Source organism: Nocardia sp. NBC_01388 (genome assembly GCF_045040085.1).
GTDB lineage: Bacteria > Actinomycetota > Actinomycetes > Mycobacteriales > Mycobacteriaceae > Nocardia.
In genome coordinates, this window is record NZ_CP109553.1 from 3,953,565 (window position 1) to 3,977,511 (window position 23,947).

General features: G+C 67.5%; 26 protein-coding genes and 1 pseudogene. 6 read left to right on the forward strand and 21 right to left on the reverse strand.

The window, feature by feature from the left end; all coding sequences use genetic code 11:
• Positions 1-50: 50 nt before the first annotated feature.
• A complete protein-coding gene (locus tag OG716_RS19595) occupies positions 51-503 on the reverse strand; it encodes a VOC family protein (protein WP_405138954.1) in 453 nt (150 codons plus the stop codon).
• Between the two features lie 153 nt (positions 504-656).
• Between OG716_RS19595 and OG716_RS19600 the strand changes: the two genes are divergently transcribed.
• Positions 657-1,181: a CGNR zinc finger domain-containing protein gene (locus tag OG716_RS19600; protein WP_405138955.1), complete on the forward strand. Its 525-nt coding sequence runs from the start codon at positions 657-659 to the stop codon at positions 1,179-1,181.
• 4 nt (positions 1,182-1,185) lie between these two features.
• Here OG716_RS19600 and OG716_RS19605 read toward each other — a convergent pair whose 3' ends face one another.
• The 14 genes from OG716_RS19605 to pgsA all read right to left on the reverse strand — a co-directional run bounded on the left by OG716_RS19605 (position 1,186) and on the right by pgsA (position 14,288).
• A complete protein-coding gene (locus tag OG716_RS19605) occupies positions 1,186-1,377 on the reverse strand; it encodes a DUF3046 domain-containing protein (protein ID WP_327145005.1) in 192 nt (63 codons plus the stop codon).
• A gap of 238 nt (positions 1,378-1,615) precedes the next feature.
• Positions 1,616-2,773 carry a glycosyltransferase gene (locus OG716_RS19610; RefSeq protein WP_405138956.1) on the reverse strand — a complete coding sequence of 386 codons (1,158 nt, stop codon included), beginning with the start codon at positions 2,771-2,773 and terminating at the stop codon, positions 1,616-1,618.
• Positions 2,774-3,114: 341 nt separating this feature from the next.
• Positions 3,115-3,828, reverse strand: a complete 714-nt coding sequence (locus OG716_RS19615; protein ID WP_405138957.1) for a PIG-L deacetylase family protein — start codon at positions 3,826-3,828, stop codon at positions 3,115-3,117.
• A 35-nt stretch (positions 3,829-3,863) separates the two neighbouring features.
• Entirely contained in the window at positions 3,864-5,015 is a 1,152-nt protein-coding gene (locus OG716_RS19620; protein ID WP_405138958.1) for an ROK family protein, read from the reverse strand.
• Between the two features lie 57 nt (positions 5,016-5,072).
• Positions 5,073-6,497, reverse strand: coding sequence for an ABC transporter permease subunit (locus tag OG716_RS19625; protein WP_355129609.1), 1,425 nt, complete (start codon positions 6,495-6,497; stop codon positions 5,073-5,075).
• A gap of 17 nt (positions 6,498-6,514) precedes the next feature.
• Positions 6,515-7,288, reverse strand: a complete 774-nt coding sequence (locus OG716_RS19630) for an ATP-binding cassette domain-containing protein (protein WP_355129607.1) — start codon at positions 7,286-7,288, stop codon at positions 6,515-6,517.
• A 3-nt stretch (positions 7,289-7,291) separates the two neighbouring features.
• The gene (locus OG716_RS19635; RefSeq protein WP_355129605.1) at positions 7,292-8,455 is read right to left on the reverse strand and encodes a substrate-binding domain-containing protein; all 1,164 of its coding nucleotides are present in this window, start codon (positions 8,453-8,455) and stop codon (positions 7,292-7,294) included.
• Positions 8,456-8,562: 107 nt separating this feature from the next.
• A complete protein-coding gene (locus OG716_RS19640; protein ID WP_405138959.1) occupies positions 8,563-9,504 on the reverse strand; it encodes a zinc-binding alcohol dehydrogenase family protein in 942 nt (313 codons plus the stop codon).
• 117 nt (positions 9,505-9,621) lie between these two features.
• Positions 9,622-9,795 carry a hypothetical protein gene (locus OG716_RS19645; protein WP_355129601.1) on the reverse strand — a complete coding sequence of 58 codons (174 nt, stop codon included), beginning with the start codon at positions 9,793-9,795 and terminating at the stop codon, positions 9,622-9,624.
• A gap of 131 nt (positions 9,796-9,926) precedes the next feature.
• Positions 9,927-10,970, reverse strand: a complete 1,044-nt coding sequence (locus OG716_RS19650; RefSeq protein ID WP_405138960.1) for a hypothetical protein — start codon at positions 10,968-10,970, stop codon at positions 9,927-9,929.
• A 616-nt stretch (positions 10,971-11,586) separates the two neighbouring features.
• The gene (locus OG716_RS19655; protein ID WP_297620068.1) at positions 11,587-12,411 is read right to left on the reverse strand and encodes a PspA/IM30 family protein; all 825 of its coding nucleotides are present in this window, start codon (positions 12,409-12,411) and stop codon (positions 11,587-11,589) included.
• A gap of 184 nt (positions 12,412-12,595) precedes the next feature.
• The gene (locus OG716_RS19660; protein ID WP_405138961.1) at positions 12,596-13,009 is read right to left on the reverse strand and encodes a helix-turn-helix domain-containing protein; all 414 of its coding nucleotides are present in this window, start codon (positions 13,007-13,009) and stop codon (positions 12,596-12,598) included.
• Between the two features lie 81 nt (positions 13,010-13,090).
• On the reverse strand, positions 13,091-13,633 hold the full coding sequence (locus tag OG716_RS19665) for a CinA family protein (protein ID WP_405138962.1): 543 nt from the start codon (positions 13,631-13,633) through the stop codon (positions 13,091-13,093).
• Positions 13,623-14,288, reverse strand: coding sequence for a CDP-diacylglycerol--glycerol-3-phosphate 3-phosphatidyltransferase (pgsA, locus tag OG716_RS19670; RefSeq protein WP_405139782.1), 666 nt, complete (start codon positions 14,286-14,288; stop codon positions 13,623-13,625). Before pgsA ends, OG716_RS19665 begins: the two co-directional genes overlap by 11 nt.
• Positions 14,289-14,407: 119 nt before the next feature.
• Between pgsA and OG716_RS19675 the strand changes: the two genes are divergently transcribed.
• Positions 14,408-14,950, forward strand: a complete 543-nt coding sequence (locus tag OG716_RS19675) for an amino-acid N-acetyltransferase (protein WP_355129593.1) — start codon at positions 14,408-14,410, stop codon at positions 14,948-14,950.
• Positions 14,951-14,989: 39 nt separating this feature from the next.
• The gene (locus OG716_RS19680; protein ID WP_405138963.1) at positions 14,990-15,277 is read left to right on the forward strand and encodes a YciI family protein; all 288 of its coding nucleotides are present in this window, start codon (positions 14,990-14,992) and stop codon (positions 15,275-15,277) included.
• A gap of 4 nt (positions 15,278-15,281) precedes the next feature.
• Here the strand turns inward: OG716_RS19680 and OG716_RS19685 are convergent, their stop codons facing one another.
• Positions 15,282-16,385, reverse strand: a complete 1,104-nt coding sequence (locus tag OG716_RS19685) for a Gfo/Idh/MocA family protein (RefSeq protein WP_405138964.1) — start codon at positions 16,383-16,385, stop codon at positions 15,282-15,284.
• Positions 16,386-16,477: 92 nt separating this feature from the next.
• Between OG716_RS19685 and OG716_RS19690 the strand changes: the two genes are divergently transcribed.
• Positions 16,478-17,071, forward strand: a complete 594-nt coding sequence (locus tag OG716_RS19690; RefSeq protein ID WP_405138965.1) for a TetR/AcrR family transcriptional regulator — start codon at positions 16,478-16,480, stop codon at positions 17,069-17,071.
• Positions 17,072-17,177: 106 nt separating this feature from the next.
• Here the strand turns inward: OG716_RS19690 and OG716_RS19695 are convergent, their stop codons facing one another.
• The gene (locus OG716_RS19695; protein ID WP_405138966.1) at positions 17,178-18,086 is read right to left on the reverse strand and encodes an NAD-dependent epimerase/dehydratase family protein; all 909 of its coding nucleotides are present in this window, start codon (positions 18,084-18,086) and stop codon (positions 17,178-17,180) included.
• A gap of 196 nt (positions 18,087-18,282) precedes the next feature.
• On the opposite strand from OG716_RS19695, the gene OG716_RS19700 reads away from it, so the two are divergent.
• A complete protein-coding gene (locus OG716_RS19700) occupies positions 18,283-18,846 on the forward strand; it encodes an NUDIX hydrolase (RefSeq protein WP_405138967.1) in 564 nt (187 codons plus the stop codon).
• A 202-nt stretch (positions 18,847-19,048) separates the two neighbouring features.
• Here OG716_RS19700 and OG716_RS19705 read toward each other — a convergent pair whose 3' ends face one another.
• The 4 genes and pseudogenes from OG716_RS19705 to OG716_RS19720 form a co-directional block, all read right to left on the reverse strand.
• On the reverse strand, positions 19,049-19,615 hold the full coding sequence (locus OG716_RS19705; protein ID WP_405138968.1) for a YbhB/YbcL family Raf kinase inhibitor-like protein: 567 nt from the start codon (positions 19,613-19,615) through the stop codon (positions 19,049-19,051).
• A complete protein-coding gene (locus OG716_RS19710) occupies positions 19,612-20,226 on the reverse strand; it encodes an isochorismatase family protein (RefSeq protein ID WP_405139784.1) in 615 nt (204 codons plus the stop codon). Before OG716_RS19710 ends, OG716_RS19705 begins: the two co-directional genes overlap by 4 nt.
• A pseudogene (locus OG716_RS19715) lies at positions 20,215-21,879 on the reverse strand (MFS transporter); the annotation flags it as partial. The pseudogene OG716_RS19715 and the gene OG716_RS19710, both read right to left, overlap by 12 nt.
• A gap of 23 nt (positions 21,880-21,902) precedes the next feature.
• The gene (locus OG716_RS19720; protein WP_405138969.1) at positions 21,903-22,340 is read right to left on the reverse strand and encodes a MarR family winged helix-turn-helix transcriptional regulator; all 438 of its coding nucleotides are present in this window, start codon (positions 22,338-22,340) and stop codon (positions 21,903-21,905) included.
• A 168-nt stretch (positions 22,341-22,508) separates the two neighbouring features.
• On the opposite strand from OG716_RS19720, the gene OG716_RS19725 reads away from it, so the two are divergent.
• Positions 22,509-23,882, forward strand: coding sequence for a cutinase family protein (locus OG716_RS19725; protein WP_405138970.1), 1,374 nt, complete (start codon positions 22,509-22,511; stop codon positions 23,880-23,882).
• The last annotated feature ends 65 nt before the right edge of the window (positions 23,883-23,947 follow it).

A 23,947-nucleotide genomic window follows, 5' to 3' on the forward strand; every position in this document is an offset into this window, starting at 1 on the left:
CTCCTGTCAGCGTCGACTGCGAATTCCGCAGCAGCCGAAGATATTTCGATTCAGAAGAACCCACACGTCGGGGCCGCGCCGCTCGGCGCGGGAGCCCGCTCGGCGCCGGTGGGCGCGAATACCTCGAGCCGGATGCCGTCCGGATCGGTGAAGAAGATGCCACCAGACGCCGAGCCCTCACCGTGCGCGACAACACCGTCGTGGGCGAAGGTCACCTGCAATTCCTTCAGCACCGTTTCCACCTCGCGGACCTTGTCGATGCTGTCGACCTGAAATGAAAGATGGTGCAGGCCCGGTGTTTTCGTCGAGAATTCACCGTCACTCTGCTGCCACAGCGTCAGCTGGAGCTGACCTGCCGTGCCCAGGAAGGCGAAGCGCTGCGCGCCTTCGCCGCCCGAACCGAGCTGCTCCAGCCCGAGGGCGCGGACGTAGAAGTCCACCGAGCGGTCCAGAACTGTGACATTGAGACCGATGTGGCCGGTGGCGAGTGCTGGTGCGGTCATGAGGACCCCTCCGGAAGATTTAACTGTCATTTCTGCGTTAACTGGTTAGAATTTAAGGTCAGGGCTCTCCCTCTGTCAACCCCCATGTTCGTTGTTACCGGTTAGAAGGGAGGTGATCCGCCGATGCCGGGTCCTGGACGGTTATCCTCGGGCGTGCCCGATTCACGCCCCCACCTCGGCGAACCGCTCGCCGTGGACCTGCTCAACACCCGCTGGATGACTCCCGCGGGACAGCAGGATCTGCTCACCGATGTGGACGGACTGCGCCGGTGGCTGGCCGACAACAACCTCACCGCCGTGGCCGACGAACCGACATTGCGTGCGGTCGTCACCGCCCGCGAGGCCATTCTGCGCACGGTGCGCGGTGAATCCATCGATGATCTCAACAAGGTGCTGGAGCACGGGCGCATCCGCCGCACGCTGACCGCCGACGGTCCCGCCGACGAACCCGATGTCCGGCATCCGGAATGGCTACCGGCCTGGCTGGCCGCCGACAATCTCCTGCACCTGCTGGCCACCACGCCCGGCCGCATCAAACAGTGCGACCATCCGCACTGCGTGCTGTGGTTCCACGACACCTCGAAGAACGGCGCCCGCCGCTGGCATTCCATGGCCACCTGCGGAAATCGGGCCAAGGCGACCCGGCACTACGCCAAGAAGGCGCATCCCGGCAGCTAGCCGGTCACCATCTCCCGCGCGGCACATCGAACTCCGAGCACAGCGCCCGCCACACCTCACGCGGATCCACCCCGGCATCGATGGCCTGCGCCCCCGTCTTCCCGATACGCGGTAATACATGGTCGATGAGCAGCGCATCCCCGCGCGCCGTACCGAATTCGGTATGCAACAGCTCCTGGAATTCCGTCAATCGCACGGCCGCGAGCCTACGCCACGAGAGCGAAGCCGCAGTACACGTCGTCCCGCCGCGGCTGACATGCAGAGGCCGACAACCTTCGCGCAGCATCGAATTCCACCTCGAACGCTGCCGATCCGACCGTAGGATCGCGCCAATATTCCGCGATGGACCGGCCGTACTCGCGAAACAGGGGCCGATCGCACCGGGATGGCACCTGATTCAGCGCAACCACCCACCACCGAAGCCGAGCCGGTCGCTAGCGGGCCGCCTCGGCTATGTCGTGACAGATCTGGACCGGATCGGAGACCACTGCCGCACCGGCGGCGGCGGACTTGGCCGCGGTGGTGTAGGCCGGGTCGTCGAGGATCTGCTTGATGGCGTCGCGGACGGCTTCCGGGGTGAGCGGGCGTACCAGGATCGAACTGCCTTGGCGGACAGCGCGATTAGCGAGTTCCCATTGGTCGCCGCCGCCGGGGATGGTGACGATGGGTACGCCCGCCAGCAGGGATTTGGCGAGCAGGCCGTGCCCGCCGCCGCCGATGACGACGGAGGCATGGCGCAGCAGTTCGTCCTGACGGCCCAAACCTGCTGTGGCCCAGGGCGGGAGGCCGACGGGCGGGGTGTCGAGAGTGGAGACGGCGACGCGGACGCCCGCGCCCTCCAGGCCCGCGAGGACGGTCGCGACCATATCCGCGATGCCGGTGTGCGCCGTGGAGGGCGCGACCATGACCAGGGGTTCGTCACCCGGCGGCAGGTCCAGGATCTTATCGGTCGGCTCCCACAGCAGCGGCCCGACCAGGTGCGCATCCTCGGGCCAGTCCGGGCGCGGCACCTCGAGCGCCGGCAGGGTCGCGATCAGCCGAGCCGCCGGACCCGGATCCTCCGCGGGCAGGCCGATACTCGCACGCGCCTGCTCCCGCTGCACACCACCGCGCCGAATATCGCGCGCGGTCATGGTGCGCAACACCGAATCCCGTACCCGCCCGCGCACGCCCTCCCCCGGTGCCAGACCACTTCCGATGGGCGGCAAGGCTTTCGACGGCAGATAGAGCGGATGCGGCGACAGCTCCACCCATGGCAACCCCAACCGCTCGGCCGCCATCCCGCCACCCGCGGTGAGCACATCGGACACCACCATGTCCGGCAGCATGGCACTGAGCTCCGGCAGGATCTCGGTAGAAATATGCGCAGCCCGCTGGTGGATCCGCGCCCCGGCATCCATATCGTCATCCTCGGCCCGCGGCGCCAGCCCCTTCAGCCGCCGCACCCCGATCCCAGCCTTGCGCGCCGCATCGAACCAGCGCGGACTGGTGAACAGCACCGCATCATCACCGGCAGCCTGCAACCGCAGGCACATCGCGATCGCCGGAAACGCATGTCCCGGATCAGGCCCGGCCACCACCGCTACTCGCACGAGCCCACCATGTCACACCGCCGCCCCCACAGCGTCACCACCACCGCCAACATCCCGAACACTGGTAAGCACGCCGACAGCCAGCGGATTCGCCGGGGCCACATCACCTCCAGCACTTCCCCACCAGACCTCGGACCCGCGAACTGCGAGTTCATCGGGGTAGTCATTCCACCGCGGTCATGCCGCGCAAACAACCGCACCACGGCACTCGGCCCAACACGACTGTTCACAACGCCGGCCTGGCAGACCGCCATCGACGCCGCGAGCTGTCGCTACACCGCGGGCAAGTCGACCGCGGGCAAGTCGGCCCAGCCGAATCGGTCTCGCTCTCCGAACCGGGTTCAGTTGCTGAAGTGGTAGAGCTCGAAGCTGATGGCGTGGGCGGCCGGGAAGCCTTCTTTCCGGCCCGCGGCCATGTCGAGGACGGCGCGGGCCTGGGTGGCTACCGGGTCGGAGCTGAGGGCTTCGAGGTAGCGGGCGTGGGCCGTCAGGGATTCGACGGCCAGGTCGATGGTGTCGGTGACATCTACGGCGTGGCTGCCGTCGGCTACGCCGAAGACGGCGGCCCAGCGGGGAGAGTGCGGGGGGAGGTCGGCGAGGTCCGGGTGGATCCATTCGTTGCCGGCGTCGGAGACGGCGTCGAGGGCGGCGCGGCCGACGGCGCGGTGGTCGGCGCTATTGGCGTAGCCGCGGGCCCAGACGTCGCCGAAGTTGAACAGCACCACCAGTTCCGGGCGGTGGCGGCGGATGGCGGCGGCCAGATCGCGGCGCAGTGCGAGGCTCTCCTCGATGCGGCCGTCGGGGTAGCCGAGGAAGTCGATCTCGGTGACGCCGACGATCTTCGCGCCCGCGCGCTCCTCGGCTTCGCGCAGTGGTCCGGACTCCGCGGGCGGCAGGCCCGCAATGCCCGCCTCACCACTGCTGACCAGCACGTAGCGAATGTCCTTGCCCTGCCGCGTCCACCGCGCCACCGCGGCGGCCGCGCCGTATTCGATGTCATCGGGGTGCGCGACGATGACAAGTCCGCGCTGCCAGTCTTCGGGGAGCCGCTCCATGTCTGGAATTCAACACCACCGCGCATTTCGGCGGCTCACAAAGCCGTCAGCACGCCCTCGAAGGCGGCTTCGGCCGCGCCGAGCAGCTGCAGATCCGCTCCCAGCCGGGACTTTTCGATGCGCACCCCGCCGTGCGCCCGGCTGACCATGCTGCGCCGGCGCACCTGATCGCCGACGCGCGCCACCAGCGCATCCGGCAGAGCGGTGAACAGGTCTCCGAGGACCACCAGTTCCGGGCCGAGAATATTCACCACATTGACCAGTCCGAGGATCAGCCAGTCCAGGTAGTCGGCGAGCCTGCCCTCGCTATCGTCCTGCAGCGCACGCAATTCCGCGACGATCGCGCCGCGCGGTCCGTATTCGGACAACCCCAGCGCACGGCACAGCGCGGCCTCACCGACCTCGGTCTCCCAGCAGCCCTCATTACCGCAGTGGCAGGGGCGACCACCCGGTCGCACTGTCATATGGCCGATTTCGCCGAGATAGCCCGCGGATCCGCGCAGCAGCGCGCCCTGGGCGATGAGGCCGCCACCGACACCGACATCCGCGGAGACGAAGACCGCATCACCCGCACCCCGGCCCGCACCGCGCAAATGCTCTGCGAGAGCACCGAATTCGGCATCGTTGCCGACTACGACGGGCACATCCAGCACCGCGGTCATGCGCTGTCCGAGCGCTACTTCGGCCCAGCGCAGATTCTCCGAGCTGCGCACCAGGCCGTCGGCGCGGCGCACCACCCCCGGCACCGACACCCCGGCCGCCACCGGAGAGAGTCCCAGATCCTCGGCCAGTAGCGCCGCCGATTCGGCGACGTGGGTGATCACCTCCTGCGGTTCCCGTTGCCGCCCATGCAGATTCCAGCTGTTGCGCCCCAGGATCTGCCCGCCGAATCCGACTATGGCAATGCCCGCGTGCTCGGCCCGCACATCCACCGCCAGCACCACCACCGCCTGCGGCTGCGGCAGCACCAGCAGCGACGGCCGCCCCGCACCTCGCGCCAATCGCGGCACCCGCTCCTCCACCAGTCCGGCCTCGGCCAAGCCGTCGACCAGCATCTTGATGGTGGATCGGTTGAGCCCCAACTCGGTCGCGAGTGCTGCCCGGGTGGCGGGGCCCCCGGTGTGCAGCGCCCGCAGCAGACTGGACCGGTTGGAGCGGCGCGCCTCGTCCGGTCGAGCGACGGTCATGGACTCAGGAATACCATTGGCGCCTCCGCCGTCGTCCATCGCGGCGTCCCCGCGTGCTCATCGCTGTGCCACCGCCCGCCGCCGCGACAGCGCGTCGACCGTCGCGGCCAGCAGCAATACCAGTCCGGTGACAATGGAGACGACGGCAGCGGGCTGGCGCAGCAGACCCAGACCATTGGATACCACCGCCAGCACGGCGCCGCCGATCACCGCGTCCGCGACCCGGCCCTTACCGCCGAACAGCGAGGTGCCGCCGATCACCGCCGCACCCACCGCGAACAGCAGGGTATTGAGCCCGCCCGCCTGCGGATCGACCGAGCCGACCTTCGACGAGTAGACGATGGCCCCGACCGCCGCGCACGAGGAGCAGATGACGAAAACGCTTGCCCGCAACTGGGTGACATTGATGCCCGCCCGCCGCGCCGCCTCCACATTGCCGCCGACCGCGTAGATGTGCCGGCCGTATCGGGTGCGCTCGAGCACGAAGGTTCCGGCCACCAGTAGCACCAGCACGATCGGAACCACGTACGGCACACCGGAAATGACGATCAGCTTGCTCGGCGATCGATTGACGGTCAGCAGCGCCGTCACCACCACGGCGAGCACGGTGAGCACCACTACTTTCGCCACCACCAGCGGTGTCGGCTGCGCTACCAGTCCCCTTCTGCGGCGTAATGCGTGGCCGCCCAGCGTTATTGCCGCATAGCCTCCGGCCGCCACCACGCACAGCGCCCAACTGCCGATCGTGGACAGATTCCCATTCGCCACCTGATCGAGCACATGCGAGGAGCTGATGCCGAGCACGCCGCCCTCGCCGATGAGCTGCAGAATCACGCCCTGCCAGGCCAGGAACAGCGCCAGGGTAACCACGAAAGACGGCATGCCGATCTTGGCTATGAGGAAGCCGGTGATGCAGCCGATGGCCGCGCCCACGCAGACCGCGAGCACCATCTCCACCCACGGATTCGCCTTGAACCCGACGACCGTGATCAGCACGCCGAGCAGTGACAGCGCCACACCCGGCCAGATCCGCAGCAGCGCAGCGAGTATCGCCGCCAGTACCAACAGGCCGTTGAAGAGGAAGAACACCGTGGAACCCATGCCCGTCAGCAGGTTTCCGTCCTTCACGTAGTGCATGGCCAGCACCGCACCGGCCACCCCGGACGCGGTGCCCGCCGACAGGTCGATCTCACCGATCAGCAGGACGTACACGATGCCGATCGCGATGATGGTCTGTCCCGCACCCTGCGCCAGCAGATTGGCGATGTTGTTGAGCGAGAAGAACACATCCGACTGCACCGAGAACAGGATGACCAGTGCGACCAGACCGAGCAGTGCTGGGAGCGAGCCGATCTCGCCGGACCTGAGTCGTACCAGGTACTCCCCCAGCGCCTCTCGCGTCGAGCGCGTCGTAGTGTCGATCCCGAAATCGGTGATCACCGTATCCGCGGACGGGGCCGCCGGCTCCGAAACCTTGCTCATATCAGGAGCTTTCTCGTTCACAACACCACCGCTTCCGGTCGGGCCAGCCCCAGATCGCCGGAGCGTCCGGCGGTGATCAGCTCCACCACCTGGCTGTGGGTGACATCGGCGGTGCGCACCTGCGCGGCCATCCGGCCCAGGTACAGCACCGCTATCCGGTCGGCGACCTCGAAGACATCGGCCAGATTGTGACTGATGAGCACCACGCCCAGACCCTGTTCGGCGAGCCGCCGCACCAGGTCCAGCACCTGCCGGGTCTGTGCCACGCCCAGTGCCGCGGTCGGTTCGTCCAGCAGCACCAGATTGCTGTTCCACAGCACGGCTTTGGCGATGGCCACGGTCTGCCGCTGTCCGCCGGACAGCGACGAGACCGGCGTGCGCACCGATTTCACGGTGCGCACTCCCAGCGAGGCCAGGGTTGTACGCGCCGCCTCCTCCATGCTCGCCTCGTCCAGCAGCCACGGTTTCCCGCGCTCACGGCCGAGGAACATATTGGCCACGATGTCGAGATTGTCGGCGAGGGCCAGATCCTGGTAGACGACCTCGATGCCGAGCGCCGCCGCATCCTTGGGACTGCGCAGATGCACCGGTTCGCCACGGAACCGCACCTCGCCCGAATCCGAAGGATGAATTCCGGCAACACATTTCACCAGGGTGGTCTTGCCCGCGCCATTGTCGCCGACAAGCGCGGTGACCTCACCGGCGGGCACGGTCAGATCCACATCGTGCAGTACGTGCACCGGGCCGAAACTCTTGTTCAGCCCGGTGATCTGGAGCAGCGGCTCGGTCATGGCTCAGGCGATGCCGAGTTGGGTGCAGGCGGCCTTCACATCGCCGGTGCAGATATCGGAGGCCTTCACAAAGCCCGAATCCGTCACCTGCTTGACCTCGTTGCGGGTGATCGTCTGCGGCGGCAGCAGGACCGATTTCACCTGACGATTGCCCTTGGGATCCTGACTCACGGCCTGCGCCAGCGCATTCGCCGCGGCGGTATCGCCCTTGGCCAGTGCCGCAGCGAGTTTCGCGGCCGATTCGGCCTCATCCTTGATCGGCTTGAACACCGTCATGTACTGATCGCCGCGCAGCACCGCCTTGAGCCCGTCGGCGGTGGCGTCCTGACCGGTCACCGGCACATGGCCATTGAGCCCGTTCTTTTTCAGCACGGTGATCACCGCGCCCGCCAGACCGTCATTGGCGGCCACCACACCGTCGACCTTGCCGCCGTTGCCGGTGAGGATCTGCTCGAAGGTATTGCCGCCGGTCTGATTGTCCCAGCCGTCGATGGCCTGGCTGCGCACCAGTTTCAGGGCGCCCGAATCGTAGAGCGGCTTGAGCGCCTGCTCCTGTCCCTGGTGGAACAGGGTCGCATTATTGTCGGTCGGCGCGCCCTCGATCTCGATCACCTGCGCGCCCGGCTTGTCCTTCAGCGCCGTGATCAGCGCCTGGCCCTGGAGTTCACCGACCCGCACATTGTCGAAAGAGACGTAGTAGTCGGAGGATCCGCCGAGATTGAGCCGGTCGTAGTCGATGGTCGGAATGCCGGCCTTCTTCGCCTTGGCGGCGACCGCACTGCCGACCTCACTATTGATCGAAGCGACGACCAGCACCTTCACGCCCTTGGCGATCATGCCGTCGGCGAGGGTGCTGAACTTCTGGACGTCGCCCTGCGCGTTCTGCACATCGGCGTCGAAACCCTGTGCCTGCAGGGCTTGTTCCAGCATGGGTTTGTCGAACGACTCCCAGCGGGCGGAGGTGGCGGTCTCCGGCAGGATGACGCCGACCGTGCCATTGGCGCCGCCGCCGGACGGCGCGGCCGAGGTGGATCCGGAGCTGCTGGTCGAATTCGATCCGCAGGCGGTGAGCGTCAGTACGCCCGATAGCGCCACTGCCACCGCCACGCAGCCGGTTCGCGAGAGGCGACGTGAATTCTTGGGCAGGAGCGAGCTTTTCGTCCTCATCAGGGTGACCCTTCCGAGCGGCAGCCACTGGATTGCGGCCGCACACCGATATGTTGTGGGCAACAACATATGCCAGCCGGGTCACCGAGACGGGACAATTCGCTGAATCAGGGCAGCAGGATGACCTTTCCACCGGCGTGTCCGCCGAGCACGAACTCGTGTGCCGCGGCCGCCTCGGTGAGCGGATAGGTCGCGGTGATCACCAATTCCAGCTTGCCCGAGGCGATCAGGGGCAGCAGTTCGCGCCAGGCGTTGTCCCGGACCTCGGTACCGGGATCCGCACCGGGCCCGCCACCGAGCGCCTGGAAGCCGTCCGCCGCCGCGCGGCCGAAGGCGGCAATGGTGGCGATCCGGGTGTGGTCGGCAACCAGTTCCAGCGAAACATCCACGGCCTCATCGGTTCCGATGGTGTCGATCGCCGCGTCCACGCCGTCCGGCGCCAAGGCCCGCACCCGATCGGCCAGCCCGGGGCCGTACTCAACCGGCTCCACGCCGTAGCTCCGCAGCCGTTCGTGGCGCGCGGGCGCGGCGGTACCGATCACCCGGGCGCCGCGCGCGACCGCGAGCTGGGCGGCAAGGGAACCCACACTGCCCGCGGCGCCGTGGATCAGAACGGTATCGCCCGGACCGACACCGGTCGCGACAACCAGATGCACCGCGGTACCGCCGACCGCCAGCAGCCCTGCCGCCACCTCCCAGCTCACCTCGGCGGGCTTGGGCAGAACGCGGGCGGCAGGCACCGTCAATTCGGTGACGTACCCGCCCCCGCGCACGATGACCTCTTCGCCGACCTGGATCGGACCGGAGGGCCCGAGCGCATCCGGGCCGACCGCGGTGACCACACCGGAGGATTCCAGGCCGATCCGAAGCGGAAGCTTGGAATCATCGGTGCCGAAGGCGCCGCTGTAGATCTTGTAATCGAAGGGGTTCACGCCCGCCGCGCGGACCTGCACGGTCACCTCGCCCGGACCGGGTTCGGGTACGTCTACTTCGACAGGAGTCAGTACTTCAGGACCACCGTATTCGGCGGCAACGATCGCGGTAGCCATAGCCGCCTCAACGAACCGCCGCCCCACAGGATTCCCCCCACCGCGCTTTTCCGAAAGACACGACAACGGGCCACCCGGATATCTCCGGATGGCCCATTCAATGCGGCTCCGCCGCTGCTACAACTTGCTGATAGGGGACTTGTTCGAGCCCGATACCGCCTTGTAGAGCAGGTACAGCCCGAAAACGACCGCGCTGATCATGAGGATCGGGAAAAGCCCTTTGATCAGGGCGCCGATGATGGCGAGCGCGATCCAGACAACCGCGACGACGCCGATGATCTTCCAAAGCATTCCGTGCCTCCCATAAGTTCCGAATCACCATCATTGCGATCCGACTCCTCAATACTGACCCCTGCTCCAGCGAAAATCACCTGGTCAGCACCAATATCGGGGAAAGTTCAGGGTTGTCCCGGAGGCCGGGGTCAAGGATTGGCGCGGTAGCGGGTGTCGGCCAGGTCGGTGAGGGCTTGGGCCCAGCCGTCGAGGCGGTCGGCGGCGTCGCGGAGGTTCACCATGGCCCAGCCGAGGTCGTCGGTTATGGCGGCGCTTTCCGGGACGGCGAGGACGCGGGCGGCGGCGGCTACCATGCCTTCGAATTCGACCACACCGACGTCTAGGCGGATCGAGACCGAGCGGACATGTTCGGCCAGTGGGGAATTGCGGGGGCCGAGGGCGCCGGCGGCCTGCTCCATGGCGACCACGTCGGTGGAGAGTGCGTGCAGGGCCGCGGCGCCTGAGGAAGCTGTTTCCATCATGTCGGTCAGATCGTCGGCGGGTAGTCGACCGGATCTGGCGATCTGCGCGCCCAGGCCGTGCAACGCCCGTTCCGCGCGGACCAATCTGGCGATCGAGGCTCGCGCCGCTGAACGGAGCGGTGGTAGCCGCCGGGGCACGAATGTCGCCTGCGGCAAGGGTTCCCGGCGCAGCTGCAAATAGCGCTTGGCCGTGACGGCAGTACCGGTCACCAGTGCGACGGCACCGCCACCGACCACGATCACCGCCCAGGCAGGCGCCGAAATCAGCACCAGCCCAACCGTTCCCGCGGTGGTCAGCCCCGACGCCGTGCCCAGTCGCAAACTCCGCCGCCGAGTCCGGCGCCGCTTGCGCAACTCCCGCTCCCGCGGATCCGCCCACTTCCGCACCGCGACCAGCGCCTGCTCCCCCACCCCTCGCAGAGTGTCGGGCAACCGCTGTGCCAGTTCTTCCGGACCGATCCCGGTGGGGGCCAACATCTCCCGCGCCGCCTGGGCGGCCCGTGCGCGCTTACCGCGTCTCGACGAGCCCTTCCCGGCAGCAGCATCCGCTGTCCGCCACTGCTCGGATCCAGCCGCCGGACCGGCAAACCGGCCCTGCCCATCCGGCACAGTCTGCGCCCAGCCGGGATCGAATCCGCCTGCCGGACCGCCGAACCCGTACTGCGGCCGCGCATCCGCCGCGGGCGGCACCCAGCCGCCCGCGGAATTCACGGCCGTCGGCCAGGGCGCGCCCGATTCGGATCGTCCTGGAAAGTCACCAGTCCGGTGCGTTGCGGCACTACCCCTGGAATTCGCGCCCGGCTGCGACGCCGCACGCGGTGAAGTCGTTGCGCGCCGCTCTCGCGACGCGGTGTTCTGACCGGGCCCAGCCACCGGGGCACCGAACCCGTACTGCGGCTGCGTATCCGGTGACTGCCCGCCGCTGACCGCTTCGGCAGCGGCCGGTCCGGACGCCCTGGATTCGGGCCGAGGCGCGGTACCGCCCGGGGCTGTACTCGCGGAAGACCATCCCGTCGCCGGGATGAAATTCGGTGCCGGATAGCCGGATTCAGGCCGTGGGCCGACACCGGATGGCTTTGCCTCGGATGAGGGGGCCGATCCGGCTGCCGAGACGGGACCCGGTGCCGAATGACCGGTTTCGGGGGCGGGTGAATCGGGTTGGGGTGACGCGCTGTCGGCGGCGGGGCCGAAGGGCGAGGGGAAGCCGGGGATGGGGGCGGCTTCCTTGGTGCGGGAGCGGCGGCGGAAACGGGCAGGGGAGGTCGCGGGGTTGTCTTGCGCCCGCGAACTCCCCATCAGCAATCGCCTTCGTTCCAAGGGACCAGCACTACTGCTGGGCGGCCTGGCCCTTGTTGGTGTTGATCTGCGGCGCGGCCGCAGGATTCGGGACGGCCTGCGGCTGGTTGTTTCCGCCGGCGGGCAGCGCGTCACCGCGCATGGAGGCGCGGATCTGCTCGAGGCGGCTGTGGCCGGCCATCTGGACGCTGGCCTGCTGCACCTCCATCATTCGACCCTGGACGGTGTTCTGAGCCAGCTCGGCCGAACCGAGTGCATTGGCGTAGCGGCGTTCGATCTTCTCGCGCACCGCATCCAGGCTCGGGGTGGTGCCCGGCGCGGAAAGTGTGGAGTCCATCTGCTGCAGCGAGGCCGAAACCTGCTCCTGCATCTTGGCCTGCTCCAGCTGGGACAGCAGCTTGGTGCGCTCGGCGACCTTCTGCTGCAGCAGCATGGCGTTCTGCTCGACGGCCTTCTTGGCCTGCGATGCGGCCTGCAGCGACTGGTCGTGCAGTACCTTCAGGTCCTCCACCGCCTGCTCGGCGGTCACCAGCTGAGCGGCGAAAGCCTCAGCGGCATTGGTGTACTGGATCGCCTTCTCGGTATCCCCCGCGGTGCCCGCCTGATCGGCCAGCATGACCGCCTGGCGCGCATTGGCATTGAGCTTCTCGACCTCGTCGAGCTGGCGGTTCAGCTTCATCTCCAGCTGACGCTGGTTGCCGATCACCGACGCCGCCTGCTGCGACAGCGCCTGGTGCTGCCGCTGGGCCTCTTCGATGGCCTGCTGGATCTGGACCTTCGGATCCGCATGCTCTTCGATCTTCGAATCGAAGAGGGCCATCAGGTACTTCCAGGCCTTCACGAACGGATTAGCCATCGATTGATCCCGCCTCCATCTGACGTGCCACGCGCCATCGCGCGACATAGTGCGCGACCGTCACGCACCCGGTTGTCCCTATCCTCCACTGCGCGGCAGAGAACCGGAAAAACCCGCACCTGTATGGCGCCTCCGGCTCAAAGCCTACAGAGAATTTATCCCTTTCGAGTCCTGTGCACAGCGATCACTTGGCGGCCACCAAAACCAGGCGATCCGACTTGGGTGCCGGAATGACGATGCGGGGGCCGAAACCGGCCTCCCCGGACCGCGGCGTATCGCCGTCGCCGCCACGCGGGCGGACACCCGCACCGGCGGTCGCGAGCGAGGCATTCGCCGTGGCCACAGACTTTTTGATGGTAGCCCGGTCGGCATCGGCCAGGGCCGAACTGACATCGAAGAGCACCTGCGCCAGTGGCACGTCCAGGGCCGTGCAGATGGCCGCCAGCAGCTCGCTGGAAGCCTCCTTACGACCGCGTTCCACTTCGGACAGATACCCGAGACTGACCCGCGCCGAGGTCGAAACCTCACGCAGCGTCCGGCTCTGAGCGACCCGAGCGCGCCGCAAACTGTCCCCGATCGCTTCTCGCAGCAGCGTCATCCCGTTCTCCTCACACTCGTCTCGCCGGACCCAGCGTTTGACTGGACAACGTCCGGCGTCGGCCGCGCGTTCCCGGCCGCTTCACCCGTTTCGAACACTCCGGACGAGCTCTGCGACCGCGGCGCGGACCGCGCCCACCCTGATAGTCCACCGGTCGCCCGACAGTTTCAACCGGATGACCTCCGTGCCCTCCGCACCGGCGATGCCGAGGAACACGGTGCCGACCTCACGTCCGTCCTGCGGATCGGGTCCGGCGACACCGGTCAGGCCGATTCCCCAGTCCGCTCCGCAGCGCGACCGCGCTCCCACAGCAAGCTGCTCGGCGGTGCTCGCGGCAACCGGTCCGTCGGTAGCGAGAGTGTCCGCGCTCACACCGGCCAGATCGTGTTTGAGCTCGGTGGCGTAGACGATCAGTCCACCCCGCAACACCGTGCTCGCGCCCGGAATTCCCGCGATGGTGGCGGCCAGCAGACCGGCGGTCAGCGATTCCGCGGTCGCGACTGTCTGCCCGGCGGACTTCAGGGCAGCGACCAGGTCCGCGGCGGGGACGAGCGAGGTGAGTGGATCTCCCGGTACGGGCACCGGGTCCGAATCGAGCGCGGCGGGCGCCGACTCAGACGGCACGACTGCCGCCGGGCGAGCCGAACCACAACCGGGCCGCCTGCACCACATAGTCGAGGCCGGTCACCACGGTGAGCACCACGGCCACATACATCAATGCCATTCCGGCACTGGCGAATCCGCCGGAAAGGGGTAGCAAAATAACCGCAATCGCAACCGACTGCACCAGGGTCTTGAGCTTGCCGCCGCGTCCGGCCGGGATCACGCCGCGGCGGACGACAGCCAGCCGCAGCAGGGTCACGCCGAGTTCGCGGGCCACGATCACAATGGTCATCCACCACGGCAGATCACCCAGCATGGACAGCCCGATCAGGGCGGCGCCGATGAGCGCCTTGTCCGCGATCGGATCCGCGAGCTTGCCGAAGTCGGTGACCAGGCCGTATTTGCGGGCCAGCTGACCGTCGATGCGATCGGTGATGGCGGCGACGCCGAACAGCGCCGCGGCGCCCCAGCGCCAATGGGCATTGTGGCCGTCGGCGGCGAACAGGGCGGCCAGGAAAATCGGAACGATCAGAATCCGCAGGATCGTCAGGATATTGGCGATATTCATCAGCGGCACCGCCGCCGGTTCCACTACGCCGGGATTGGGCACGAATCCCGATCGCGCTGGACCGGCATCGGCCCAGCGACCTTCCACCTCATCGCGCTGCACCGTCACCAGCGCCCCCACCGGCCGCGAAACCCGCGAGGGTTTCCGGACCATTCCGGTATGCGGGGAGGCTGGATGTACGACACACCTCAAGCCTATCGGTACCGGGGCCGACTACTGTGCACCCCATGACAACACGGGTGCCTCACAGCGGTTCGGTCGGCGGCGAGTCGGGGACACAACCGACCATCCGCCGTGCCCGAACCTCTGATGTACCCGGGATAAAACGACTCATCGACTACTACGCCGGCAAGATCCTGCTGGAAAAGAACCTGGTCACGCTGTACGAGTCGATCCAGGAGTTCTGGGTCGCCGAACGCGATGGGGAACTCGTCGGCTGCGGGGCACTGCATGTGCTGTGGGCCGACCTCGGTGAGGTGCGCACCGTTGCGGTGCATCCGGAAATCAAGGGCACCGGCGCGGGACACCTGCTGGTGCAGCAATTGATCACCGTCGCGCACGAGTTGGCGCTGGGACGGGTCTTCGTGCTGACCTTCGAGGTGGACTTCTTCTCCCGGCACGGCTTCGTCGAGATCGAGGGGACGCCGGTCACCGCCGAGGTGTACGCCGAGATGTGCCGGTCCTACGACACCGGCGTCGCCGAGTTCCTCGACCTCAGCTATGTGAAGCCGAATACGCTCGGCAATACCCGAATGCTGTTGACACTCTGATTCATTCGACCCCCTCCTTCGAACCCAGAAAGCGGAACCGTGCCGATCTTCGCCGTCCACTACACCTACTCCGACGCCACCGTTCCCGGTCGCGACGAGGTCCGCCCCGTGCACCGCGCCTACCTGGGCGGCCTGTCCGAGCAGGGCATCATCCTCGCGCGCGGGCCGTACCCGGACGGGTCCGGTGCGCTGCTCATCTTCCAGGCCGACGATGCCGGCGCGGTATCGAAGCTGCTGGCCGACGATCCGTTCGCGCTGGCGAACCTCATCGACGACACCCGGATCGTGGAGTGGCTGCCGACGGACGGGTTCCCCGGCGCGGCGTAAGCGGTCAGCGGGTTCGCACCCGCGTGCCGGTCTCGGCCGATCGGCGGATGGTGTCGAGCAGGCGGTGCAGGTGCAGGCCGCTCTCGAAGGTGGGGGCGGTGTGCGTGCCGGTGCGGATGTCTTCAGCCAGTTGCCGATACAGCCGGGCCACGTTCTCGGATTCGACGGGCAGCTCGGAGATGGGCTGCCCATCGGATTCGGTGAGGTCCTGCCAGACGCCTCCTGCGCCCTGTGCGCCCAGCAGGCGCAGTTCGCTCATCTGAATACCGCCGGGGCCGTGCGGGCCTGCGGAGATGATCGCCAAATCGCCTTCGGTACCCGCGATTTCGATGCGGGTGCGGCCATCGGTGAGCTTGGCGTCGTGGATGTGGGCCGAGATGACTGTGCCGCTCGTCAATGTGGCATTGAGCAGCAGGTGGTCCGGGCTGGTCACCGTGATGCGTTCTCCTGTTTCCGCAATCGCGTTGTGCGAGTTACGGATCGCCAGGTCTGCGGAGAGTTCGGCGATCTCGCCGAGCAGATGTTCGAGCGGGTCCAGTGTGTGCCCGCCCGCGACCTCCAGTAAGCCTGCGCCACTGCGGCGGTCCAGGGTGTAGGCCGCCCATTCCGGGATCAGCCCGCCCGCGCCCTTCCCCCGGGCGGCGTACACGGTCGCTGAAACCACCTGCCCCACATAGCCTTCGGCGATCAGGCGCTTGGCCTTATGGATGGCCGGTGAGAATCGGGCTTGCAGCCCGACCACTCGATGACCGTCACCGCCGAGCGCGATCACAGATTCGGCTTCCTCGGTCGTTCTGGTCAGCGGCCACTCCGAGTAGACGTGCTTGCCCGCGGCCAGCGCCGCCTCGATCAGTTCGGCGTGCGCGGGGACTTTCACCGTGATCGCCACCAGATCGACGTCCGGATGCTCGGCCAGCCGCCGCGCATCGGTGAAGGCATGCGCGGCGCCGAACAGCCGGGCCGCCGCGTCCGCGCTCTCCTGCCGACTGGTCCCGACCGCGGTGAGCTCGAAGTCGGGCAGTGCCCGCAGGGCCGGGATATGCGCCCGCGCCGCCCAGCCTCGATCCGGGCTGGCGCCGATGATTCCGACTCGAATCCTGTCCGACATGTGCCGCTCCCATCCATAAACGGACTCGCTCAGTCCGTTTACCACGGTAGCTAAACGGACTCTATGAGTCCACTTTTGTTAGGATCGGACTCATGACCGCCGTAGATCGCCTGCTGACCCGCGAATCGGGACCGGCTCCCCGCGCGGATGCCCGCCGCAATCTGGAGCGCCTGGTCGTCGCGGCCCGCTCGGCCATCGCGGACACCGGCGTCGCGGTGACCGCTCAGGAGATCGCCCAGCGCGCAGGCGTCGGCAAAGGCACCTTCTACCGCCGAGTCCCCTCGCTCGAGGCGCTCCTGCAGGCAGTCCTCGAAGAAGTACTCGAAGAAGGCATCGCCGCCGCCGACCGCGCCCTCGCAGATCCCGACCCCTGGAACGGTTTCCGCGACTTCGCCGCCACCTACGTCCGCCTGCGCGCCGAAAGCTGCGGCGTCAACGAGGCTCTGGGCGGCACCGGCGCCTGCGACCTCGACGCCACCATCACCACCCTCCGAGAAGGTCTCCGCACCTTGGTCGAACGAGCCCAATCCAGCGGCTCCCTGCGCACCGATGTCACCTGGCAAGACGTCGCATTCGCCCTCGCCGGCGTGGCCACCGACCCCCACACCATCGGGCTGCGCGCCGACGACGACCAATGGAACCGCAACCTGCGAATTGTCCTGGACGGCTTGACTATTCGATACTGAAAAGCTGTGCGTGACTGCCCCGTCAGCCGTACGCGACCGTCCCGCAGGCCGTCAGCCGTGCACGGCGGCCTGTCAACCGTCAGCCTGCGCGGCGGACTGCCCGTCATCAGCTTCGCACCACAGCCTGCCAGGTGGCGGTGACGATCTCATCGATGCCGGAATGCTTTGGTGACCAACCGAGTTCGGTCTGGGCCTTCGCCGGATTGCTGATCAAAGCGGCGGGTTCGGGGGCGGCGGGGCCGTGGAGGCGGGCGACGGTTCGGCCGGTTACCCGTTCGACCGCGGCGACTACGTCGAGAATGCTTGTTCCGCAGCCGCTTCCGATGTTGTAGCGGGTGTGGGCGCCCGGTGCTGGGACCTGTTCGATGCAGGATACGAAGGCTGCGGCCGCGTCGTCGACGTGGAGGTAGTCACGTACCGCTGCACCGTCGCCATTGATGTGCAGCACGCTTTCGCCTGCCGCTGCGGCAATTACGCGGGGAATGAGGCGGGTGGGGTCCGGGTCCGCTCCACCGGCGACGTTCAGCAGGCGCACGATCACCGCGCCGAGGTTCCCCGCTCGGGCTTGCGCTTCGATGGCGAGTTCGGCGGCGAGCTTGCTGGCCGCGTACGGATGCGGCGGGAAATCGGGTAGGTCCTCGCTCATCGGCTGACGCTCCGGCGATCCGTAGATCGCTCCGGTCGAGGAGAACACGATCCGCGACACCCCCTCGGCGGCCATCGCCTCGAGCAGCGCGACGGTCCCTGCGGTATTCACCCGGAAGAACGGCAGGGGATCCCGCACAGATTCGCGCGCCCGGCCGAGTCCGGCCAGATGGCACACCACCTCGACACCGGCCACTGCGCGCCGCAGCGCCCCGGGATCGAGGAGATCGGCTGTCCGCACCTCGCTCGCGCCGGGAACGGCGCCCCCGCGAGCACTCACCATCGCGATCGGCTCATGCCCGGCCGCGCCCAGCGCCGCCACCACAGCCCGCCCCAGATAGCCGCCCGCCCCAGTCACAAGCACTCGCACCCGCACATCCTTTCACCATGACCGCCCCGAGCCGCGCAGGCTATCGCTCGCACAGAAGTCCAGCGACAAGATCACCAGGAACTGGTGGCGGCATAACGCGACAAACCGCCGCCGCCAGTTCCTGGTCGATGCACAAGGCGACGCGCACTCGAGTGCGCGAATCGGTTGTCGGTGCACAGGATTAGGGTGCCCGGCCATGGAAGCTGCCACGGCCGTGATCGCCGAGATCGTCCGGAATGTCGCTTCACTCGACGACCTCGAACGCCGGCACCTCGACGAGACGCTGCGCTGGCTCGGGCAGACCGACGACATCTTCCGCCGCGCCAAGCCCGCCACGCCCGCCCGCCACCTGGTCAGCTACGTGGTGTTGATCGATCCCGACGCGCGCGCAATTCTGTTGGGCCACCACCGGAAAGCGGGTTTGTGGCTGCCCACGGGTGGCCATGCCGACCCCGGCGAGCATCCCTTCGCGACCGCCGGGCGCGAGGCCGCGGAGGAGATCGGTATCACGGCCGAATTCTCCGTCGTCGGCCCGGAACCGCTCTTCCTGACCATCACCACCACGGTGGGCATCGGCGCCTGCCACGAGGACGTCTCCCTCTGGTACGTGATCAGAGGCGACCGAACACACCCCTACCAACTCGATCCCAGGGAATTCAGCGACCAGCGCTGGTGGAGCATCGACGATTTCTCGACCTCCGAAACCGACCCGCATCTCCCCCGATTTCTGGCCAAGCTGCGGGCGGCGCTGTCCCGGTAGGCCCACCGCACCGAAATACTCTGTCTCGCTGCATATCTCGTGGCATCACCGTCGACTCGGAGGGTGTCCGGCCGCGGTTATGGGTTGAGACTCTGGATGAAAGCGGCGGAGTCGATCACGTCGGACTGGGTCGGGAACACCCTCTCCAGCTGTACGCAGTTCACGTCGGAGTCTGCGTTGGCGAAGCTGGTATTCCGCTCGTTCACCGTTCGACGATTCCGGTCAGCCGGGCGCGGTCGAGGACGGGCGCGGTGATGCGAGGCAGGAGGACGCGGGGCCGTGCTCGGTGCGGTGCGTCGGTGGCGCTGCCCACGGGGTCGGACAGGGCGAAGAGCTGGAAGATGTAGTGGTGCGGCCCATGGCCTTTGAGGGGTGCGGGACCGTGGTAGCCGCGTCCGATGGTGGACCGCAGCAGCTGCACTCCGGCGGCTGGCCGCTTGGCGCTGAGGGCGCCGGGGTCCAGGTGTGCGAGGGACGGGTCGATCAGGGCGGCGCAGTGCACGGCGGGCTTGGCGATCGGGACATCGATGTCCTCGACGACCAGGAGAAGTTGCGCGGTACCCGGAGGCGGTGGGGTCCAGGCCAAGTGGGGCGACAGGTCGTCTCCGCCGATGGCCTTCGCGCACTGCTGCAGCGGTATGGCGGCACCGTGGGCGAAATGCTCGCTGGTCAGCGTCAGCAGCTCGGGGCCGTGCAGATTGGGCAGGTTCCATGCCGTGTGGGTATCGCCTGCTCTGCGATTGTGCAGGAGTCGGCCGATCAGGGTCATCGGGTAGCCCCGACCATGCCGATAACCTCTGCGGTGGTGGCGGTTTCGCCGAGCTTGGGGAAGACGCGGTCGATGCTGTGCCGGTGCGAATCGGCATCCGGATCGAGCATTGCGTCGGTGGCCAGGACGACGTGGTACCCGTAGTCGGCGCCCGAGCGCGCGGTCGATTCGACGCCCGCGCTGGTCGAGATACCGGCGAGCACGATCTGGGTGACGCCCAGATCCCGCAGCAGGGTGTCGAGCCCGGTGTCGTGGAATGCGCTGCGCCGCCGCTTGGTGATGAGGTGGTCGGTCGGCTGCACATCGAGTTCGTCGATGAGGTCGGCCCAGCCGGGCGGCAGTGCGCCCAGTCCCCCGGGCCGTCCGGCCTCGGTGCGTCCCGGAGCACGCCCGGTGACATTGACCAGCACCACGGGCAGGTTGTGCCGGCGGAACTCGGCGGTCAGCTGCGTCGCCTGTTCGACGACATCGGTGACCGCGGGGTCGCTCTGGGCGGAGACGATGCCCTGCTGCAGGTCGATCACGATCAGCGCGGAGGTGGAGTCGATCGTTGTCAGTGTCATATTTGCTTCTCCTGGGGAGGTCGGAGCGGAAGTGGTTCCGCGCAGCATGGAGGCGATCGCGGCAAGAACCGCGAGGACGGCGCCGAAGCCGAACACGATGACCAGACCCGAGTGGAACGGACCGGAGATCAGGGTCGGGAAGAACTCACGTCCGGTCAGGGTCTGTTGCTGCGCCGCCGTCAGATGGGTCAGCGCACCGCTGGGCTGCAGCAGATTCTGGATCGGATTGACACCCAATTGCGCGGCGAACAGGGACGACACCGGGGGCAGGTTGCCGACCTGGGCGGCGACGCCGGCCGGCACGCCCTGCTGTTGCAGACCGCTGGTGAGGGTGTGCGGAAGGCTGCTGGCCAGCCCGGCGATCATGAGGGAGAAGAACACTCCGATGGAGACGGCGGTGCCGGAGTTCTGGAAGGTGGCCCGCATACCGGAGGCGACACCGCGGGCCCGTGCCGGCACGCTGCCCATGATCGAGGAGGAATTCGGGGAGGCGAACATGCCGCTGGCAATTCCATTGAGCGCGATCAGCAATGCGAAGACCCAGTAGCTGAAGTCGATCGGCAGCACCATCAAGCCCAGGAAGCTGGCGCCGAACAGCAGCGCACCGCCGGTGGCCAGGCCCCGGGAGCCGAGGCGATCGGACAGATATCCGGAAACCGGTCCTGCCGCAAGGAATCCGGCGGTCAGCGGCAGCATGAAGATGCCCGCCCACAGCGGTGTGCTCTCGAAGTCGTAGCCGTGCAAGGGCAGCCAGATGCCCTGTAGCCAGATGATCAGCACGAACTGCATGCCGCCGCGCCCGATCGAGATGGCCAGACCCGCCAGATTGCCGAAAGTGAAGGCGCGCAGGCGAAACAGGCTCATCTGGATCATCGGCGCGCTGACCCGGTTCTCGATGACGACAAAGGCCGCCAGCAACGCGAGCCCGCCGATGATCAATCCGTCGACCAGCGGGTTGGTCCAGCCCATGGTGTGCCCGCCGTAGGGCTGCAGGCCGAAGGTGACCGCGATCAGGATCGAGCTCAGACCTACCGCGAAGGTGATATTGCCCCACCAGTCGATTCGGCCGCCGTCACGCTTGCCGGTCTCGCGCAGCGTCCGGTAGGCCCACACCGTAAAGAACAGTCCGACAGGCACATTCACCCAGAACACCGCCCGCCAGTCCCAGGCCGCCAGCAGCCCGCCGGCAACCAGGCCGATGAACATCCCGGCCAGGGCGGCGACCTGGTTGACACCGAGGGCGAAGCCACGCTGCTCCTCGGGAAAGGCATCGGTCAGGATCGCGGCCGAGTTCGCGGTCAGCATCGATCCGCCGACGGCCTGCAGCACCCGCCACCCGATCAGCCACATCGCCGCGTGGCCGCCGTCCAGCGGATCGAAGGACAGCAGGATCGAGGCGAAGGTGAAGACCGCGAACCCGGAGTTGTAGATGCGGACCCGGCCGTACATATCGCCCAGCCGGCCGACCGTGACCACCAGAACGGCTTGGACCAGCCGGTATCCCATGATCATCCACAGCAGGTAGGCGATATTGCCCGGCGCCAGCGGGTCCAGGTGGATGCCCTGGAAGATCGCCGGCAGGGCGATCAGCACGATGGAACCGTCCAGCGCGGACATGAAGACGGCGGCGGTGGTATTCGTCAGTGCCGTCCACTTGTACCGGTCACCGGTCACGCGGGGTGGAGCGGGAGTCTCCGTCATCAGGTTGGTGCTCATGGTTCCGTTCAGATGTTCTGGGCCAGTCGCTCGAGAAGCGCTGCGGCCGAGGCGAGTTGCTCCAGCTCCGTCGGAGTGAATGTGCCGCTGGTCAGGGCGTGTGCGATGAGTTCGGTGCGTGCGTCGCGCTTGTTCTGCAGCGCCTGGAGGCCGGCGTCGGTGACTGTCAGCACGACGCGCCTGCCGTCGTCCGGGTCGGGCCGGCGTTCGACCAGACCCCGCCCGCGCAGTGCGCCGATCGTCGCCCCCATGGACTGGGCGGTGATCTGCATCGCCCGGGCGAGCGCCGCGGAGGTGGTGGGGCCGGAGCGATCCAGGTGCGAGAGCGCGGCGCGCTCGGGCATCGTGAGCTCACCCGGCGTCGGCACCTGGCGAATCCGTCGCACCAGCACGCTGACACTTGCCAGCAGCACGGCGGCGACCTCGGCGGGGTCCAGATCATCCATCCACTAAGGCTAACTTATAAGTTTCACTTAGCAAATTCTGAAACGGATATGTGTCTGAAAACCCTGCGGATTCGACGCCGAGTGGCGACAATTGGCCATGACTGTGTGGCGGGACCGAACACCTGCCGCGCAGGACCGAATCTCCATCGGCAACAGAGGAATTCAACGATGAGCAGGCTGGCGACCTCGTGCGCGGCGACCCTGGTCGCCGTGGCCGTCCTGGTCGGGACCGTGGTGGCCGGCGAGGCGCGCGCGCAGACGCGCGGCGCGCAGCACTGCACTCCCTACACCGCGATTTTCGCCCCGGGGACCTGGGAGACGCGTTCCGACGCGGATCCCACCGTGCCGGTCGGCATGCTCAGACCGATCGGTGACGGTCTGCAGCGGCAATTCGGCAGCGATATCACCGTGCTCTACGCCCCGTATGCCGCAAGCGCTTTCGATCAGGGATTGAGCTATGCGCAATCGCTGAGCACCCTGGAAAATCGATTGCACATCATGATCAGCGGCCTGTGCGGCTCGACGCGGATCATTCTCGCCGGGTACAGCCAGGGCGCGGACGGCATCGGCGATGTCGCCACCGAAATCGGCAATGGCGAAGGCCCCATCCGAGCCGATCGGGTGGTCGGCGTCGGGCTGCTGGCCGATCCGCACCGCAACCCGAATACCACACTCTCACTGGGTGATCCGCAACCCGGTCACGGTATCGCCGGAACCCGCAGTCGGGATTTCGGTGCGCTGACCGACCGGGTGCGCACCCTGTGCGCCGACGGTGATCTGTACTGCTCGCTCAATGCCACCGCCTCGCCGTTCCTCGCGGCGCTCGGCCGGGTGCTCAGCGGCGATCCCGCACCCATCGCCTCGCTGATCCCGGCCACCACCGACCCCGGCACGCTCATCGCGCAGGCCGTGAAGATGGGCGCGGGCTGGACGGCGACCGCGGCGAAGCTGCCCACCATTCTCGACGGCCTCACCGGCCTCCCGGCGGCGATCGAATCCGGCGATATCCGCGGTGCGCATCAGATCGCGAGCGACCTCAATGCCGATCTGGCCCCGATGGTCCAGGCGGCGGCGGGCGTGGACCTGCCCCTCATCGCCTCGGTCATCCGCGCGGCCGGCACCGTCGACCCCTCGGGGTGGACCGCCGCCGAAAGTGTCATCGCCGACGTCCTGACCCGGATCGACATCATGCGCATCGCCGGAGACGTCGGCCAGATGCAGGAAACCCTCTGGCGCGCAGTTGAATCCCTCACCCGGGGCGACTCATTCACCGCCGCCGCGGACGTCGCTACCCTGGCCCCGGCCGGACTGGATCTGGCCGGCGCCGTCGTCGGCCCGTTCGCCACCGCAGTGCGCGGCGACCTCCGGGTAGCCGTGCGCGCCCTGCTCAATATCGGTGGCCCCCAATGCATCAACGACCTGGTGCAACTGAGCCGCCAGGGCATTGCCATGGCCAAGTTCTACGCCTCGAACGCTCACGTGGACTACGGCGACGACGCCCAGATACTCCTGAACTACCTGGGCTCCCAGGTCATTTCATAGAAGTACGGCCAAACCCACAGCAGCTCAGAAGTATTCGCCCATCAGCTCGGTCGACCACTACCTCG

Bases quoted from the DNA above. Each gene is read 5' to 3' on its own strand.
- OG716_RS19640 (WP_405138959.1), bottom strand. From the start codon at position 9,504: ATGGCTACCGCGATCGTTGCCGCCGAATACGGTGGTCCTGAAGTACTG.
- OG716_RS19655 (WP_297620068.1), bottom strand. From the start codon at position 12,411: ATGGCTAATCCGTTCGTGAAGGCCTGGAAGTACCTGATGGCCCTCTTC.
- OG716_RS19625 (WP_355129609.1), bottom strand. From the start codon at position 6,497: ATGAGCAAGGTTTCGGAGCCGGCGGCCCCGTCCGCGGATACGGTGATC.
- OG716_RS19630 (WP_355129607.1), bottom strand. From the start codon at position 7,288: ATGACCGAGCCGCTGCTCCAGATCACCGGGCTGAACAAGAGTTTCGGC.
- OG716_RS19700 (WP_405138967.1), top strand. From the start codon at position 18,283: ATGGAAGCTGCCACGGCCGTGATCGCCGAGATCGTCCGGAATGTCGCT.
- OG716_RS19705 (WP_405138968.1), bottom strand. From the start codon at position 19,615: ATGACCCTGATCGGCCGACTCCTGCACAATCGCAGAGCAGGCGATACC.
- OG716_RS19675 (WP_355129593.1), top strand. From the start codon at position 14,408: ATGACAACACGGGTGCCTCACAGCGGTTCGGTCGGCGGCGAGTCGGGG.
- OG716_RS19725 (WP_405138970.1), top strand. From the start codon at position 22,509: ATGAGCAGGCTGGCGACCTCGTGCGCGGCGACCCTGGTCGCCGTGGCC.
- OG716_RS19645 (WP_355129601.1), bottom strand. From the start codon at position 9,795: ATGCTTTGGAAGATCATCGGCGTCGTCGCGGTTGTCTGGATCGCGCTC.
- OG716_RS19720 (WP_405138969.1), bottom strand. From the start codon at position 22,340: ATGGATGATCTGGACCCCGCCGAGGTCGCCGCCGTGCTGCTGGCAAGT.
- OG716_RS19685 (WP_405138964.1), bottom strand. From the start codon at position 16,385: ATGTCGGACAGGATTCGAGTCGGAATCATCGGCGCCAGCCCGGATCGA.
- OG716_RS19620 (WP_405138958.1), bottom strand. From the start codon at position 5,015: ATGACCGTCGCTCGACCGGACGAGGCGCGCCGCTCCAACCGGTCCAGT.
- OG716_RS19660 (WP_405138961.1), bottom strand. From the start codon at position 13,009: ATGACGCTGCTGCGAGAAGCGATCGGGGACAGTTTGCGGCGCGCTCGG.
- OG716_RS19710 (WP_405139784.1), bottom strand. From the start codon at position 20,226: ATGCTGCGCGGAACCACTTCCGCTCCGACCTCCCCAGGAGAAGCAAAT.
- OG716_RS19635 (WP_355129605.1), bottom strand. From the start codon at position 8,455: ATGAGGACGAAAAGCTCGCTCCTGCCCAAGAATTCACGTCGCCTCTCG.
- OG716_RS19615 (WP_405138957.1), bottom strand. From the start codon at position 3,828: ATGGAGCGGCTCCCCGAAGACTGGCAGCGCGGACTTGTCATCGTCGCG.
- OG716_RS19595 (WP_405138954.1), bottom strand. From the start codon at position 503: ATGACCGCACCAGCACTCGCCACCGGCCACATCGGTCTCAATGTCACA.
- OG716_RS19690 (WP_405138965.1), top strand. From the start codon at position 16,478: ATGACCGCCGTAGATCGCCTGCTGACCCGCGAATCGGGACCGGCTCCC.